Origin of the sequence: Streptomyces sp. NPDC086554 (genome assembly GCF_040686095.1) — a bacterium.
In the GTDB taxonomy this organism is placed as follows: Bacteria; Actinomycetota; Actinomycetes; order Streptomycetales; family Streptomycetaceae; genus Streptomyces.
Window position 1 is genome coordinate 272405 of sequence record NZ_JBFBJK010000009.1, and the last position, 14832, is coordinate 287236.

Annotated in this window: 16 protein-coding genes; 6 read left to right on the forward strand and 10 right to left on the reverse strand. The window is 69.4% G+C overall.

Annotation, left to right across the window (positions count from 1 at the left end; all coding sequences use genetic code 11):
- The first annotated feature begins 2 nt into the window (after positions 1-2).
- Positions 3-752, forward strand: coding sequence for a CbtA family protein (locus tag AB0O76_RS17625; RefSeq protein ID WP_365491393.1), 750 nt, complete (start codon positions 3-5; stop codon positions 750-752).
- Between the two features lie 94 nt (positions 753-846).
- Here AB0O76_RS17625 and AB0O76_RS17630 read toward each other — a convergent pair whose 3' ends face one another.
- From AB0O76_RS17630 to AB0O76_RS17655, 6 genes are all read right to left on the reverse strand, one after another.
- Positions 847-1251 (reverse strand): cupredoxin domain-containing protein, encoded by a 405-nt coding sequence (locus AB0O76_RS17630; RefSeq protein ID WP_365491396.1) that lies wholly within the window; start codon positions 1249-1251, stop codon positions 847-849.
- 208 nt (positions 1252-1459) lie between these two features.
- A complete protein-coding gene (locus AB0O76_RS17635; RefSeq protein WP_365491399.1) occupies positions 1460-2299 on the reverse strand; it encodes a DUF5134 domain-containing protein in 840 nt (279 codons plus the stop codon).
- A 99-nt stretch (positions 2300-2398) separates the two neighbouring features.
- A complete protein-coding gene (locus AB0O76_RS17640; protein WP_365491402.1) occupies positions 2399-2635 on the reverse strand; it encodes a hypothetical protein in 237 nt (78 codons plus the stop codon).
- A 99-nt stretch (positions 2636-2734) separates the two neighbouring features.
- On the reverse strand, positions 2735-3760 hold the full coding sequence (locus tag AB0O76_RS17645; protein WP_365491405.1) for an NlpC/P60 family protein: 1026 nt from the start codon (positions 3758-3760) through the stop codon (positions 2735-2737).
- A gap of 149 nt (positions 3761-3909) precedes the next feature.
- Positions 3910-4821, reverse strand: a complete 912-nt coding sequence (locus tag AB0O76_RS17650; protein ID WP_365491408.1) for a M56 family metallopeptidase — start codon at positions 4819-4821, stop codon at positions 3910-3912.
- Positions 4818-5186 (reverse strand): BlaI/MecI/CopY family transcriptional regulator, encoded by a 369-nt coding sequence (locus tag AB0O76_RS17655; RefSeq protein WP_365491412.1) that lies wholly within the window; start codon positions 5184-5186, stop codon positions 4818-4820. Before AB0O76_RS17655 ends, AB0O76_RS17650 begins: the two co-directional genes overlap by 4 nt.
- 1427 nt (positions 5187-6613) lie before the next feature.
- Between AB0O76_RS17655 and AB0O76_RS17660 the strand changes: the two genes are divergently transcribed.
- The 4 genes from AB0O76_RS17660 to AB0O76_RS17675 all read left to right on the forward strand — a co-directional run bounded on the left by AB0O76_RS17660 (position 6614) and on the right by AB0O76_RS17675 (position 11711).
- Positions 6614-7720, forward strand: coding sequence for a PLP-dependent cysteine synthase family protein (locus tag AB0O76_RS17660; protein ID WP_365491415.1), 1107 nt, complete (start codon positions 6614-6616; stop codon positions 7718-7720).
- Positions 7717-9015 carry an MFS transporter gene (locus AB0O76_RS17665; protein WP_365491418.1) on the forward strand — a complete coding sequence of 433 codons (1299 nt, stop codon included), beginning with the start codon at positions 7717-7719 and terminating at the stop codon, positions 9013-9015. Before AB0O76_RS17660 ends, AB0O76_RS17665 begins: the two co-directional genes overlap by 4 nt.
- Positions 9016-9095: 80 nt before the next feature.
- Complete coding sequence (locus tag AB0O76_RS17670; RefSeq protein ID WP_365491421.1) at positions 9096-10331, forward strand: DUF1015 domain-containing protein; 1236 nt, start codon at positions 9096-9098, stop codon at positions 10329-10331.
- Between the two features lie 126 nt (positions 10332-10457).
- Entirely contained in the window at positions 10458-11711 is a 1254-nt protein-coding gene (locus AB0O76_RS17675; protein ID WP_365491424.1) for an Ig-like domain-containing protein, read from the forward strand.
- A 45-nt stretch (positions 11712-11756) separates the two neighbouring features.
- Here AB0O76_RS17675 and AB0O76_RS17680 read toward each other — a convergent pair whose 3' ends face one another.
- The 3 genes from AB0O76_RS17680 to AB0O76_RS17690 form a co-directional block, all read right to left on the reverse strand.
- The gene (locus AB0O76_RS17680) at positions 11757-11993 is read right to left on the reverse strand and encodes a hypothetical protein (protein ID WP_365491427.1); all 237 of its coding nucleotides are present in this window, start codon (positions 11991-11993) and stop codon (positions 11757-11759) included.
- Positions 11994-12672: 679 nt separating this feature from the next.
- Positions 12673-13260, reverse strand: a complete 588-nt coding sequence (locus AB0O76_RS17685) for a SigE family RNA polymerase sigma factor (RefSeq protein ID WP_365491429.1) — start codon at positions 13258-13260, stop codon at positions 12673-12675.
- A complete protein-coding gene (locus AB0O76_RS17690; protein WP_365491432.1) occupies positions 13253-13471 on the reverse strand; it encodes a hypothetical protein in 219 nt (72 codons plus the stop codon). The genes AB0O76_RS17685 and AB0O76_RS17690 overlap by 8 nt, the downstream gene beginning before the upstream one ends.
- Before the next feature lie 127 nt (positions 13472-13598).
- On the opposite strand from AB0O76_RS17690, the gene AB0O76_RS17695 reads away from it, so the two are divergent.
- A complete protein-coding gene (locus AB0O76_RS17695) occupies positions 13599-14021 on the forward strand; it encodes a hypothetical protein (RefSeq protein ID WP_365491435.1) in 423 nt (140 codons plus the stop codon).
- 136 nt (positions 14022-14157) lie between these two features.
- Here the strand turns inward: AB0O76_RS17695 and AB0O76_RS17700 are convergent, their stop codons facing one another.
- On the reverse strand, positions 14158-14772 hold the full coding sequence (locus AB0O76_RS17700; protein WP_365491437.1) for a helix-turn-helix domain-containing protein: 615 nt from the start codon (positions 14770-14772) through the stop codon (positions 14158-14160).
- Positions 14773-14832 lie beyond the last annotated feature (60 nt).

A 14832-nucleotide genomic window follows, 5' to 3' on the forward strand; every position in this document is an offset into this window, starting at 1 on the left:
TCATGACTTCTCTCCTGTTCCTGCTGGGCCGGGGCACGTTCGCGGGTGGAGTCGCCGGTCTGGTCAGCGGAGGCTTCTCGGTGCTGTTCGCGGAACCGGTACTGGACCGTGCGGTGCGGCTGGAAGCGGCCCGTGAAGAGGCGCGCGGCGCGAGTGCCGCGGTCGAGGTCTTCTCCCGCTCCACCCAGCACACGGGCCTGGTGGTGGCCGCAGTTGGCACTGGTGCGGCGATCGGGGTGCTCTTCGCTGTCGTGTACGCGGTGCTGCACCGTCGGGACCCGGACAGCGCGCCCTGGAAGCGGTCGCTGATGCTGGCGGGCGCCGGATTCACCGGAGTCTGGCTACTGCCATTCCTGCGCTATCCGGCGAACCCGCCGGGCGTGGGCGACCCGGGCACGGTCGGTGTCCGCGGCGATGCGTGGCTCGCGGCCATCGGGATCAGCTTGATCGCTGTCGTCCTGGCCTGGAGCATCCGCACGTGGTTGGAGCGGCACGGCCACCCCGCGCCGCTGCGCCAGCTCGCTGTCGCGGCCATCATGGTGACCGCGCTCGGCTCACTCTTCGCGCTGCCGGACAACCCCGACGTGGTGAACGCTCCCGCGACGCTGGTGTGGGACTTCCGGGTGCTCTCGGCGGCGTCCGTGGGGCTGCTGTGGGCCTTGCTGGCCGTGGGCTTCGGTCTCATCGGCTTGCGGGCGGCTCGTACGCGGATGGGGGCGAGTGCGCGGACTGCACCCGTACCCGCAGCCTGACCCTCCGGTCGTGCCTCGGCCGACGTCCCTGTGCGCGTCACGGGCGTCGGCCGCTCCGGCGAGCGGCTGGTGCTGTCGCAGTCCGCGTGAGGCTTCAACGCACGATCAGAGTGCCCTTCATGGACGGGTGAAAGGTGCAGTCGAAGGCGTAACGGCCGGTGTCGGAAGGGGCCGTGAGAGTGGCGGACCCGCCGCCAGGGATGCTCCCTGTGTCGAATGTCTTGCCCTCCGTGGCGGTCACCGTGTGTGCTTCGGAGTCCTGGTTGACCACCGCGATCTTCTCGCCGGGACGCACAGTCAGTGTCGCGGGGCTGAACGCGAAGTCCTTCACGGTCAGGCGTACCTCGCCGGTGCTCGTTGGCGCGGATGTCGAGGCAGGGGGCGAGGAGGCCGGGGTGGAGGCGTCGTCCCCGCTGGAGCAGGCGGTGACGAAAAGCAGTGCGGCCGCGGCTCCGAGTGCGAGGGAGGCGACATTCCGCCGGTGATGCGAAGACGTCATCGGACCGGGCCCTTCGGATTTCGGATGGGCATCCCCGAGTGGGACCGTACGCAGGGGCTGAGAGCCAACGAATCCGAGCCCGCCGGGGTGCGTGGATCGGTCGGGTCCATTCTCGCCCGCGGCGCTGAACCCGACCACTCTTGTTCAGCTCAGACCGCTGGCGAGGGTCCGCGCGGCCGGGCCAGGTGCGGGGCGGCGGGCCCGCGCATCAAGCAGCCATCATCAACAGCATCGCGGACATGGTGCCGCCCATGCCGATGTGGGCGGCGAGCGCCGCCTCCGGTGTAGCGCCGAGCCTGCGGCGCTGGCCGTGGCGCCCGCCTTCCGCTGCGCGGGCCCGGTCCCACACCAAGATCGTCAGCGACGCCAGGAACACGACGACCGTGTCGGGCATGGTGAGCAGCCAGCGGCCCCAGCTGCGGCGTCGGCCACGCTCGCGGTTTCCGGCGAGTCTGTCCCTGCCCGTGCCGCGCACGCGTGCCCACACGGACGCGGCGATGGACAGCAGGAAGTAGACGGCGAGTGCGGCGATCACGAAGCGCCAGACGGAAGGTGACGGCGCGTCGGCCCCGGCGGCGACAGCATGGGTACTCATGCCATGCGTGTCCATCCCAGGCATGGACTCCATGCCTGCCATGTCCTCCGTCCCTGGCATGTCGGCCATGGTGGAACCGTGGCCCAGAGCGAGCACCGGTCCGGACGGGGTGCTCGTCATGGCCAGAGTCATGATCACCATGCCGGAGCTGCCGACGATGAGGTGCACCCAGTGGCGGCCACGCTTCCAGCCGTACTCGCGCGTGTTTTTGACGGCCAGTACGGCTCCGCCGAGTCCGAGGGCGGCGAACGCCGCCGCCCACCACATGCCGTACCCCGCGTACCAGGCCGCAGTCGAGGGCAGGGCCATGGCCGCCATGCACAGCCCCATCAGCAGGTCGCCGCTCGCCGCGAACCGGGTTTCGCCGCGCGTGGTCGTCACTCGGACCGCCTTGACGGCGGCGACCAAACCGGCGATTGCCGCAATGGACCAGCTCAGAGCCAGAGTTCCCATCCTCGCCCTCCCCTTCGGGACGCAATCTGCTACGGCCCTTAGTACGTATGGGGGCGGGAGGATGCTCACGGGGCGGGTGAGGTTTTGCGTCGCGACTGTTCAGGGCGATGTGTCTTGTCCGTGGGGCCGTCGGGTGTCGCGCTCGGCCGAGGGATGCTCGCGCTGATCCCGCCGGTCCCTCCATGACTGCCAGACGAACAGCGCCACCGCGAGGAGGAGCACCAAGACCCCTATGGCGAGACCCATGGTGGACATGCCGGCGAGGAGGCCGTCGTTGTCCGCCGGATTGTCGGTGGAGAGGTACACCGTCGGCGGCGGCTCGGAGGGCAAGGGCACGGGCGCTCCTGGTCTACTGGGCTGAACTGCTAAGCAGCTTAGTCAATTGGAGCCGCGTGAGGACGGTTTGGGTAGGGCCGCCTTCCCGGCGGGCCCGAGTCAGGGGCGCGAAGCGGCGAAGAACGGCATCGAGTCGAGGGGGGTGACCTCCACGTTCTTGCCGGTGCGCGGTGCGTGGATCGCTTTGCCGTCGCCTATGTACAAGCCGTTGTGCTGGGTGTCGTTGTACCAGTAGATGATGTCGCCCGGCTGCAGGTCCGACTTCGCGACCTTCCGTCCCGCGGAGTACTGCTCATTGACGGTGCGCGGCAGCGAGACACCGGCCGCGCGCCACGCGGCGCCCGTCAGTCCCGAGCAGTCGAACGAGTTCGGTCCGGTCGAGCCCCACTCGTACGGCTTGCCGAGTTGGGCGTACGCGAACTCGATGGTGGAGCGGGCGCGTCCGCTGGCGGAGCCCTTGTATGAGGCCGAGCTGTCGCTGGTGCCGGCGGCCTTGTCGGCCTTGGCCTCATCGGCCTTGAGGCGCGCGCGCTGGTCGGCGGTGAGGCTGTTCAGGAGCTTCTGCGCCTTGCCGAGTTTGCCCTGGATCTCTTGCTTCTTGCCGCTGAGCCGCTTGCGGGCCTTCTCCGCCGCGGTCAGCTTCTCGAGTGCCTCGGCGCGGGTCTGGGTGAGCTCGCGCTGCTTTGACTCCAAACTGTGCAGCAGGGCAACCTGGCGCGAACTCATGCGGTCGAGCGTCTGCGCCTTGTCGAGATAGTTGTCCGGGTCGGCCGAGAGGAACAGCTGCACGCTCGAGTCCAGGCCGCCGCTTCGGTACTGCGCGGCGGCCACCGGGCCCATCTTGTCGCGGATTTCGTTGATCTCCGCCTGCTGATCGGCCACCCGCTCCTGGGTGCGGTTGGCGGCCTTCTGAAGCTTCGTCTTCTTCGCGAGGGTGGCGTTGTACTCCTCTGTGGGAGTCTCGGCCTCCTCGTAGAGCTCCTCGACTTGCTGCCGCACCTCGTCGACCGAGGGCTTCGGTGCGGCCTGGCTCTGTGTCGGCAGCAGGGAGACAGTCCCCGCCGTTGCGGCCAGGACGGCGAGTCGGGAGCGGCTCGGCGGCTTCGGTCGGCGGTGGGATCCCATCCTGCGACAACTCCTCTGTTCACCCGCGAAGGCGGCGGACGCCGCTCCCCGGTCGGTGGCGTTGGCGTCGATCAAACACGTGGGCAACTTAGTAGCTTCGTAGTTCAGGCCGCAATTCAGTCCGGGAAAGACGGGCGGTTTGTCCCTGGTTACCCGATAGCGTGTGCGCAGCTCATGAGTAGCGGGACCAGCGGCACCGTGGCCGCTGCCGCGGCCACCGAGCCGCGGAGTGCGGCGTGCGGTCTCTGCTGCGGGGTGAGGATGCGTCGCAGGCGGATCAGCGCGGTCGGACCGCCCACCGAGAACGCGCCCACAGGCGCCGTCCCGGCCGCCATCTCGTACATCGCGGCGGCCAGCACCTCGCGCGGCTGGTGCCGCAGCGCCCGGTCGTCGGCGATCATCTCCAGGAGAACGGCGGTCTGCTCCCTGGCGTGTCGGGCCAGCGGAAGGCGGCCGAAGATCCTCGCGAATGCCGCGGAGGCGGCGAGCGCCAGATGATGCCGGCCCGTGATGTGTGCGCGTTCGTGTTCGAGTACGGCATCGAGCTGCTCGGTGGACAGCAGGCGCACGGCGCCGGCGCTGACGACGACGCGCGGTCTGCGGCCGGGAAGGCAGTACGCGGCAGGCAGGTCGTGTTCGAGAACAGTTGCGCGCAGCCGCGGTGAACGGCGCCCCACCACGTCGAGGATCTTCCGGTGGCGGGACCTGGCGCGTAGACCGCGGAGCACCTCGAAGGCGAGGCCCCCGAGGACGACGAGTACTACCGATCCAGGCAACGCCACCTCCAGATGCGAGGCGATCGTGGGGCCGGAGACGGCCGTGGCCGTTGTCAGGCCGCACGAGTGCAGCAGGCCGGTCAGGCCGACGTGCAAATGCTCGGTGGGTGCGATGAGTTGGTACGTAGCAAGCGCGATCGCCATGGTGAATGACGCGGACAGCGCGAGCCAGACGGCTACCGCCAGAGTCGGCGCCCGTTGCGGCCAGGCGCTGCGCAGCAGCAGCCTCGGCGCGAGGAACCCGACCGCCGCGGCGTAGCCGAGCAGCGCGGGGGCCGCGTTCACGTGCGGTCCTGGCGCCCTGCGGCGCGCAGCGCCTTGCGCAGTGCGCCGACCTCCTCGGGGCTCATCTGCTCCACGAAGTGGGCAAGGGCCACGGGACGGTCCTGGCTTGCGCCGAGCGCCTCTTCCATCAAGGCGGCGGAGTACTCCTCGCGGCTGCGGACCGGCGTGTATACCCATGCGCGGCCCTGTTTTCCGCGCAGCAGCCATCCCTTGTTGTAGAGGATGTTCGCCACCGTCATGACGGTGGTGTAGGCGAGCGGTCGCTGCTTGTTGATGTCGTCGACGACCTCCCGCACCGTCGCAGGGCGCTTCCATCGCCACAGGCGGTCCATGATCTCCGCCTCGAGTTCCCCCAGCAGCCGCATGGTCACTCCCTCCCTCTTCGCCGCAACACGCAGGCCAATAGTAGGTCGCCTCCTCGGTTGTCCGGTGATCTGTCGCGGCTGCTCACCTGCGGGCCTCGCCGAAGCAAACCGGTCATTTGCATGGCTCGTTAACCCGTCGTTTCGGGGGAGTTGGTGGATCAAAGTCTGCGAGCCGTTAGTATCACGGCGTGGTTACGGCTGAGTCACTCCGACGCATAGCGCGAGCCCGTGCATCTGCGGGTCCGCTGTTGCGTGTGCTGGCGTTGGCTGTGCTGCTGTTCGGTGTCGTGTCCACGCACGGAGTGAGCGTCGAGGGTGTCAAGGGGCACCTGGCGACCAGCGCGGCAGTGTCTGCGGCGGTGGTGTACGAAGACGTGGACGACACCGTGGACACGCAGGTTCCGCCCCGCCTTGTCGCGACGGGCGACCGGCATGACGATCACAGCTCGTCGCATCCAAGTGAGCAATGTGCCTCAGGGCAACCCCATCAGGGATCGGTACTGGCGCTGCCCTGCTTCACGGCATCAGTCAGCGAACCGGCAACTGCCGAGCCTGCAACCGCAAAGCGAGGGCTCGGGAAGCCAGAGCTTTCCGCCTTGTCGTCAGCAGCCCTGAGATCGTCCGTGGTTCAGCAGGTCTAGAACGCCGGGTCCTCCTCCCAGGCCGGTTGATACCACGCTCGTTCCGACGGGCAATTGCAATGGTTCGCCGGTCCTCGCGCGCGACGAGAACCGGATCCCGCGTCCTTCGGCGTAGATCCAGTTCTGAATCGTCGACGCCGCCCTACCCCCCACCCATGCCTGCCGTTTCCTGCTGCCCGGACTGTTGCCGTGGCCGAGGAAGTAGCGGGCGCACGGAGGACCTGTGCCGACACACTCCCGTACGCCTGCGCATATGCCGTTGGTCCTGGCCGACCCACGATGGATGCGCCGACTCACCTTGCTGATGCGCGGGTGCCTGCTCCTGGCGATCGCTCTCTGCGCCCTCGTACACGGACTGATAGAGGAGACGGACCGCCCGACACCCGCCCCCACCGCGGTATCGGTGACAACGGCGGCCGGTGTGATGCCCCACGGACCTCATGGGCCCCATGGGGGCGATGAGTGCGCAGCAGACGGAGCCGTCCGCACGACGGCCCAGGCAGCGGACCATCAGCCTGCCGGTGCGGCGGTGATGGTGCTCTTCGGCGTTCCCGCGATTCTGAGGCGGCCGTCCACGCGCCGGCCGCGCACGCGGCGCCGAAGAACACGCACGGGCCGGGTCAGAATCGCCCGCACGTCCCGGTGGCGCATCTAGACCTCTCGCCCGCAGCCGGCTGTACCGGCTGCCGCGCCGCGGCTCCACAGGCTCCGGACTGACCTTCCGCCTGTGGCTGTGGCGCGAGATGAGCACGCACCCCGCGCAATCATCGAGCGAGAGCGAAAGAAATGCAGTCACTGACGAAAACCGCCGTCACGCCTGACCGATCCGCGCTGGCGGCGCTGGTGGGGAACACGCCGCTGCTGCGCGTGTCGGAACCGCTGGCCCCCGCCGATCGCGGCTTCTGGGCGAAGCTCGAGGGCTTCAACCCCGGCGGGATCAAGGACCGGCCCGGGCTGCACATGGTCGAGCGGGCGCGCGCCCGTGGCGACCTACGGCCCGACGCCCGGATCATCGAGTCCACCAGCGGCACCCTCGGCCTGGGCCTGGCCCTGGCCGGGATGGTCTACGGCCACCCGGTCACCCTGGTCACCGACCCCGGTCTGGAGATGTCCATGACGCGGCTGCTGACCGCGTACGGCGCCCAGGTCAACGTGGTCTCCGAGCCCCACCCCACCGGCGGCTGGCAGCAGGCTCGTCGGGAGCGCGTCCAGCAGTTGATGGCGCAGCACCCCGACTCGTGGTGCCCGGACCAGTACAACAACCCGGACAACACCACCGCCTACACCCCGCTCGCCCTGGAGCTGGCGACCGAGATGGGGCACATCGATGTCCTGGTGTGCAGCGTGGGCACCGGAGGGCACTCCGCCGGCGTCTCCCGCGTCCTGAAGCAGCTGTACCCCGGTCTTGAGGTGGTCGGGGTCGACACCATCGGCTCGACGATCTTCGGGCAACCCGCCCGTCCGCGGCTGATGCGGGGTCTGGGCTCCAGCATCTACCCCCGCAACGTCGCCTACGAGAACTTCTCCGAGGTGCACTGGGTATCCCCGGCCGAGGCGGTGTGGACCTGCCGGCAATTGGCGTCCTCGCACTACGCCACCGGCGGGTGGAGCGTGGGGGCGGTCGCCCTGGTCGCCGGATGGCTGGCCCGCACCATGCCCGAGGACACCCGGATCGCGGCGGTCTTCCCCGACGGCCCGCAACGCTACCTGGGGACGGTGTTCGACGACGACTACTGCGCCGCCCACGGCCTGCTCGACTCCGCGCCGGCTGTTGAACCCGAGGTGGTCGGCAGCGTGGACGAGAAGGAAGTCACCCGCTGGACCCGGTGCACCACCGTGGTCGACCCGCTCACGCTTGCCGACTCCTCGGAAGATGCGGAGGAGAGCCGGTGAAGGGCACCCTCGCGCAGGTACGTACGTACGAACGCAGCGTCCAGCTGTTGATGGTCAACCAATTCACCATCAACCTCGGCTTCTACATGCTGATGCCCTACCTGGCCGCCCACCTGTCCGGCACCCTCGGACTGGCCGGCTGGGTCGTCGGGCTCGTCCTGGGAGTACGGAACTTCAGCCAGCAGGGCATGTTCCTCGTCGGCGGGACGCTCGCCGACCGGTTCGGCTACAAGCCGCTGATCGTGGCCGGATGCGTATTGCGCACCGTCGGCTTCGCGACACTCGGCCTGGTCGACTCGCTCGCCGCGCTGATCGCCGCGTCTGCGGCGACGGGTCTCGCCGGGGCGCTGTTCAACCCGGCGGTCAGGGCGTATCTCGCCGCTGACGCGGGGGAGCGCAGGGTCGAGGCGTTCGCGCTGTTCAACGTCTTCTACCAGGCCGGGATCCTGCTGGGCCCGCTGGTGGGAATGGTGCTCACCGGGGTGGACTTCCGTATCACCTGCCTGGTGTCGGCCGGGATCTTCGCGCTGCTCAGCATCGTGCAGATCCGTGCGCTGCCCGCCCGGCGGGCCAAGGACGCCAAGGAGAAGGAGGGGCAGGGCCGGGAGAGTGTGCTCGCCCAGTGGCGTGGCATTCTCGCCAACCGGCCGTTCCTGCTGTTCTCCGGGGCCATGATCGGCTCGTACGTGCTCTCCTTCCAGGTCTATCTGTCCCTGCCGTTGGAGGTACGCAGGCTCGGCGGTGACGGTGAGTTCGGCACGGCCGCGGTTGCGTTGCTCTTCGCCGTCTCCGGACTGGCCACGATCCTCGGTCAGACGAAGGTCACCGCGTGGTGCAAGGCCCGGTTCGAGCCCGGCCAGGCGCTGACCGGGGGTCTGGCGATCATGGGCCTTGCCTTCGTGCCCCTGTTGCTGTCCACCGCCGTGCCCGTCCCGGATTCCGGTGTGGGGTTGTGGCTGCTCGCGGCGGTTCCGCCGACGCTCGCCGCGCTGCTCCTGGCGGTCGGCACGATGATCGCCTACCCCTTCGAGATGGACACCATCGTGCGCCTCTCCGGTGACCGTCTAGTCGCCACGCACTACGGGCTCTACAACACCATCTGCGGAGTCGGGATCACGCTCGGGAACCTGCTCACCGGCGCCGCGCTGGACGCCGACCGCGACGCGGGGATGCCCGCGCTGCCATGGGCTTCGCTGTTCGCGCTCGGACTCGCCTGCGCGGTCGCCCTGTACGGCCTGCACCGCACCGGCCGACTGGCGACGCCCGCGCCGAAGCCGCAGTCCGTCACGGTCTGACCCACCGGTCCGCGGTACCAGGGGCGGGCGCCACACAGCGCCCGCCCCTGCTGGGCCGCGTCATTCACCAGGAGTGATCGATGCACACCCCTGCCCTTCCCATACCGGAGCCGACACCCCTGCGGCTCCGCCCTTTCCGGGCGGTGCGCTACGACGAGGACCTCGTCGGCGACCTGTCCGGCCTTGTGGCCCCGCCCTACGACGAACTCGGTCCGGCGCAGGCGCGGGCGCAACGAACCCGTCCGCACCACATCGCCCGCCTGATCCACACACACGATCCGCAGGCCGCCGCCCGGCAACTGCGGCGCTGGCTGCACCGTGGCGTTCTTCGCCAGGACGAGCGGCCCGCCATCTACGTCTACCAACAGCAACGCGGCGCCCGGATCCTGCAACGCGGCTTGATCGGCGACCTGTTGATGCCACGTCACAGCACCGGACCGGCGGGCCCCCTGCTGCCGCACGAAGGCGTGTCTCCCCATGTGGTGCGGCAGCGTGCCGCGCACATGTCCGGTATCGGTGCCCAGTTGGAGCCCTTGCTGCTGACCTGTCGCGGCACGGAATCTACGGCCGCGCAGGTGGTGGACCGCCTCACCCGTCGTACGCCGGCGGCCGTCGCCCGTATCGGCGAGATCACCCACACACTGTGGGCCTGCACCAGCGAGGAGGAGGTCTCGCTGGTGACCAGCGGCCTGCCCCGGGGCCGGGCACTCATCGCGGACGGCCACCACCGCCATGCCGCCTGCCTGCGTCTGAGCGAAGAGCCGGGCAGTCCCTGGGAGAGCAGCCTCGCCCTGCTGGTCGACACCAGCGCGTACCCCCTGCGGCTCTCCGCGATCCACCGGGTGATGCCCGGACTTGATACGGAGAAGGCGGCCTCGGCCGCGGCGGAGGTGGCCCGCGTCCGGCGCCTGCCCGAAGGGCCGCGACCGCCCGAGCCGGGCGAGTTGGTCCTGGTCGGCGCGGGACGCGCGTGGACGATCACCGAACCGGAACCCGGGGCGCTGCACGAAGCTCTCACCGGTCACCCCGAGCAGTGGGCCACGCTTCCCGCCGCCGTCAGTGACCAACTGCTGCTGGCGGCCGTCTGGTCCGTGCCTGACCTGCCCGGTGCCGTGCGCCATCTCCACGACGCCCGGCGCGCGGTCACGGAGGTGGCCGCACCCGGCAGCGGAACCGCCCTGCTGCTTCCTGAGATCAGCGAGGACCGGGTGCGTGAACTGGCGGGCTCCGGAGTGTTGCTTCCTCGTAAGTCCACGTCGTTCGGCCCGAAGCCGGCGGTCGGTATGGCGTTCAAGCTCTGCGAAGTGCTTTCGTAGAGATCGACCTGCCGGGCGCAGAACTTGCCTTACTCGGCGACGCTTGCCGTGGTCACGGCGGGTGGGAATCATCACCATGCGACCAGCATCTACTAAGTAACTTAAAGCATTCGATGGAGGATGACCGTGCAAGACAGTCGACGCGGGCTCCCAGCGTCCGCAGGGCAGCGGCCCAGGCGCAGGCGGCTCGCCGCCGCGGCGCTCGCCACGGCCGCGCTCATGACCCTGACGGCCTGTTCGCAGGCCGCCTCGGGAGCGACGGACTCCAAGGGGAAGGACACTTCGCCCTCGAAGCCGGAATCGGGTGCCGGGACGACGAAGTCGGCCGGCATCAGGGTGGCGCCGATCACCGACGGCAAGGACGTCATACCGGGTGAGCCGGTCACCGTGAAGGCGGCGGGCGGGAAGCTGGAATCGGTCTCGGTCACGGCCGAGGGCGGCAAGGCACTCGACGGCGAGCTGTCCGCCGACGGGACGTCCTGGTCCTCTGCCCACGGGACGGACTACGGCACCACGTACACCCTCGCGGCCCGGTACACCGACGCTGACGGCAGCAAGAAGACCAGCGAGAAGACTGTGACCGCCCTGAGCAAGGACCAGATCTTCGTCGGCACCTACAACGTCAACAAGAATTCGACGGTAGGTGTCGCCCTGCCGGTGTCGGTCGTCTTCAACAAGCCGATCCACGACAAAGCGGCGGTAGAGAAGAAACTCAAGGTCACCACGTCTCCCGCCGTCGAAGGCTCCTGGAGCTGGATGAAGGACCGCGACGGCAAGGACCGCGTGGACTACCGGCCCAAGGAGTACTGGAAGCCCGGCACCAAGGTGAAGTTCAGGATGGACCTGGTCGGCGTGAAGAACGGTGACCAGGTCGGCACGCAGAAGCGTGAGATCGACTTCACCATCGGCAAGTCCGTCGTGAGCACGGTCGACGTCGCCAAGAAGATCATGACCGTCGCCGAGAACGGCAAGGTCGTCAGGACGCTGAAGGTCTCCACGGGCAAGAAGAAGTTCGAGACCTGGAACGGCACCATGGTCGTGCTGAGCAAGGTCCCCACCCTTCGAATGGACTCGTCGACCGTGGGCATCTTCGGGCCTGAGGCGTACGACATGGGGGCGGTCAAGTGGGACGTCCAACTCACCCCTTCCGGCACATATGCCCATGCCGCGCCCTGGAACGAGGGCAAGTTCGGTCGCGTCAACGCCAGCCACGGCTGCATCGGCATGAGCACCGCGGACGCCAAGTGGTTCTACGACCGCGTCGACTTCGGTGACCCCGTCACCACCGTCAACTCCACGGACACGGTCGCGGTCAACAACGGCTACGGCGACTGGAACGTCGACTGGGCCAAGTGGCAGTCGGGCAGCGCCCTGAAGTAACTACGCGAAGCTGTGCCCGCTGCCCCCAGGCTGGCGGGCACAGCTTCAGCAGTGCCCGGATGCGTGACCGGGCCGGGTGCTGCGAGGCGGCGCCGTGCTGTCGTTCCGCAGGGACTCGTCCAGGCAGGCATCCGTCCGGCTGTCGGGGTGCGCGTGGTCGTACGCGACCGGGGTGGAGAGCGCGAGGACGGCCACGCGGCTGTCCGACTGCACCAGGGTCACCCGCACCGGATCATCCGGGCCGGACGACGTCAGCACGTACTCATGCAGGTCATCCGGCACGCCGTCGGATGGTGTGTCCCCCTGCGACGGCTGCGCCCCCCGTCGCCCTGGTCTCGTGCCAACCGCAGTGCCGCAACCGCGAGTTGAGCGTCGCGGTTGCCCCGGTCGCCTCGGAAGGGCTTGCGAACACCGCGATGCGGTGCTGCGCGGTCGCCCGCCCCTGACCCGCGTATGTACGCGCGACCACGTCGGTGGTGTCCAGATCCTCGAACCACGACACACGGCACTCACCGCGGCCCGCTTCCGGCAACGGTGTGTCCGGCGTTCGGCCCGTGGCCGCGGTCCGCCAGGGGTAGGCGCCGTTCCAGGGCAGGGCGGAGGGCGACAACAGTGCCTTCGCGGTGAGTCTGCCGTCCGCTTGCGCGGGGGGCAGCAGAGCGGCGGCGGAGACCAGCTCCCGACTCTAGGGTTCGCCGTCGGCGGGGCGTCGCGCCCCTGTGCGTACGGCAGCACGCCCCAGACGACGCCGACGGTCAGCATCGCGCCGCCCACCAGTGCCGCGGTGCCGGTCCGCCGCCGGGCCCGGTGCCTGCGCGCGCGCTCGCGCACCGCGTGCGGGCGGGCGCTCACGGCGATCAACTGCTCGGCGTCGTCGGCGAGACCGCGCAGCCGGAGCCCGAGACGTACGTCGTCGGCTGTTTCGGTGGTGGTTGGTCCGTGCTCCTGGCGACCGGAGTTCTCAGTCATGCGTGGGCACCTCCGCCGGTCGTACGCTCCGGTCCTGTCCGGGAGCGTATCGGGTCGTCCGTTTCTGCCGCGGGACCGTGTCGCTCTCCTCCAGGTGGGTGCTGAGCGCCCGGCGGGCCCTCACGAGGCGGGTGCGGACGGCATCCCGGGTCGACCCGGTCTCCCGTGCCACCTCCTCCACCGGCAGATCCAGCAGATGGTGCAGGACCACCACGCGGCGCTGCTCCGGCTTGAGCTTGCGCAGCGCGGCGACCAACGCCACGTGATCCGGAGCCAGACCCGGCAGGTCGGCCGGCGGGCCGTGGCGGAAGTGGGCCCGGACGCGGTTGCGGGACTTGCGCCAGGTGCTGACCGCGAGGCGCATGGCCACCGTACGGACCCAGGGGGTCGGGTCACCGGCCGCGAGGAGCCGGTCCCAGCGCAACCAGGCCCTCGCGAACGCCTCTTGGACCGCATCCTCGGCCTCCGCCACGTCACCCGTCACGGCATACACGATGGCCACGAGCCGCTGGGCCTGGTCGGCATAGAAGCGGTCGAAGGCGCGCGTCTTCTCCGAATCAGCCCTGGTCGGGTCAGCCATCGTCGGTCCCTCCGGTACCGCGGTGGCGGCCGCGTGGGCCGAAGCGGCGCAGCAGCGGTGGCGTGAGGGCCTGCACCTCGGCGATGCGCAGCGGGCGGGCGAGAGCGACCAAGGACACGGCGATGGCCGTGCCGCCGAGCAGCAGCCCGGTCAGGTCACCCGCCGGGCCGTCGCGCGCGGGCGCCGGGACGTCGCTCGGGGAACTGTTCAACGACGTGGTGCGGCCAGCGCTGGGGCTCGACCTGTGGTTCGGGGTGCCCGCTTCTGAGCTGCACCGCGTGGCCGATCTGGAGTACGCGAACCCGGACTGGCCGCGCCAACTCTCCTAGGTGCCCTGGTTGGAGACGCCCCCCGGCGTCCTGGACGTGCGGCGGGTGAACTCCGGGGACTGGCGGCGGGCGGTCTTCGGGGCGGTCAATCTGCACGCGGGCGCGACCGCCGTGGCGGAGTTTTTCTCCCGCCTCACGGACCCGGAAGGGCCGGTGCGCGAGCTGCTCGGGCCCGATCTGCACGCCGAGTACATCGCACCCCAAGTCACCGGCCACGACGAGGTGTTCGGCACCACGGTCACCTGGTCACTGGGACTCATACGAGACCGGCACAAGATAGCCAAGGGCGGGGTGGGCGGCTCGGCGGCCTGGTGGTCGGCCCGGTACGGCCATGGCGCCGCCTTCCTCACCCGCCGCCTGGACGACCTCTCCCGCGTCGCCGAGATCGCGGCAGCTCTGGGCGACGACCTCACCGTTGTGGGGGAGGAGTGATGGCCTTGGGGAGGAGGGCGGCCGCAACGACGAGGCCGACGGTCCCGGCCGTTTATTGCGGGATGGCCGACGTGGCGCCCGTCCATGTGTGGTGACCTCGACGTGCTGACCGTTGATCTGCGGGGACGCCTGGGGGTCAGGCGCCTGCGGTGTCCGCTGTTTCCGGGCGCATCGACCGCAGCAGTTCCTCGACCAGTGTCCCCACCTCGGTGCGCACCACCTCCGGGTCCGGGGCCTCACCGATGGCCATGGCGGCCTCGCTGACCATGCGGAACAAGACCCGGGTCAGCAGCGGCGTCGGCTGAAGTCTCATCTCGCCCGCGGTGGCGAGCTCTTGAAGCATCGCGTCCAGCAAGTTCATCATCCGGGACTCGAGTTCGCGGCAGCGCTCCCAGCCGAGCGCCACCGGCGCCTGCTGCAGGCAGATGCGCTGGTACTCGGGGTCGAGGCAGGCGTCGAGGAAGGCGTCGAGCCCACGGGTCAGCCGGGCCCAAGGGGCGTCCGTCGCCGCGCCGGCGCCAACCACCTTGTTCGCGATGCGGTCGTTCACGTCCTGGACCACCTGCTCGAAGAGCGCCTGTTTGCTTGCGAAGTGGTGGTACAGGGCCCCCTTCGTCAGCCGCGCTGAAGCGGCGATCTCGTCGAGAGAGGTCTGTGCGAACCCCTTCTCGGTGAACAGCTCCGACGCGGAATCGAGCAGTGCGGCCCGAGTGGCCTCCACGTACTCCTGGCGACGCCCCTTGACATTCATAACCAGCAGGATATTCCATACTCAAGGTATGAAGTAAACCGTTGGAATGAAATCTCCTGG

Bases quoted from the DNA above. Each gene is read 5' to 3' on its own strand.
- AB0O76_RS17625 (WP_365491393.1), top strand. From the start codon at position 3: ATGACTTCTCTCCTGTTCCTGCTGGGCCGGGGCACGTTCGCGGGTGGA.
- AB0O76_RS17630 (WP_365491396.1), bottom strand. From the start codon at position 1,251: ATGACGTCTTCGCATCACCGGCGGAATGTCGCCTCCCTCGCACTCGGA.
- AB0O76_RS17635 (WP_365491399.1), bottom strand. From the start codon at position 2,299: ATGGGAACTCTGGCTCTGAGCTGGTCCATTGCGGCAATCGCCGGTTTG.
- AB0O76_RS17645 (WP_365491405.1), bottom strand. From the start codon at position 3,760: ATGGGATCCCACCGCCGACCGAAGCCGCCGAGCCGCTCCCGACTCGCC.
- AB0O76_RS17655 (WP_365491412.1), bottom strand. From the start codon at position 5,186: ATGCGGCTGCTGGGGGAACTCGAGGCGGAGATCATGGACCGCCTGTGG.
- AB0O76_RS17660 (WP_365491415.1), top strand. From the start codon at position 6,614: ATGCAGTCACTGACGAAAACCGCCGTCACGCCTGACCGATCCGCGCTG.
- AB0O76_RS17670 (WP_365491421.1), top strand. From the start codon at position 9,096: ATGCACACCCCTGCCCTTCCCATACCGGAGCCGACACCCCTGCGGCTC.
- AB0O76_RS17685 (WP_365491429.1), bottom strand. From the start codon at position 13,260: ATGGCTGACCCGACCAGGGCTGATTCGGAGAAGACGCGCGCCTTCGAC.
- AB0O76_RS17700 (WP_365491437.1), bottom strand. From the start codon at position 14,772: ATGAATGTCAAGGGGCGTCGCCAGGAGTACGTGGAGGCCACTCGGGCC.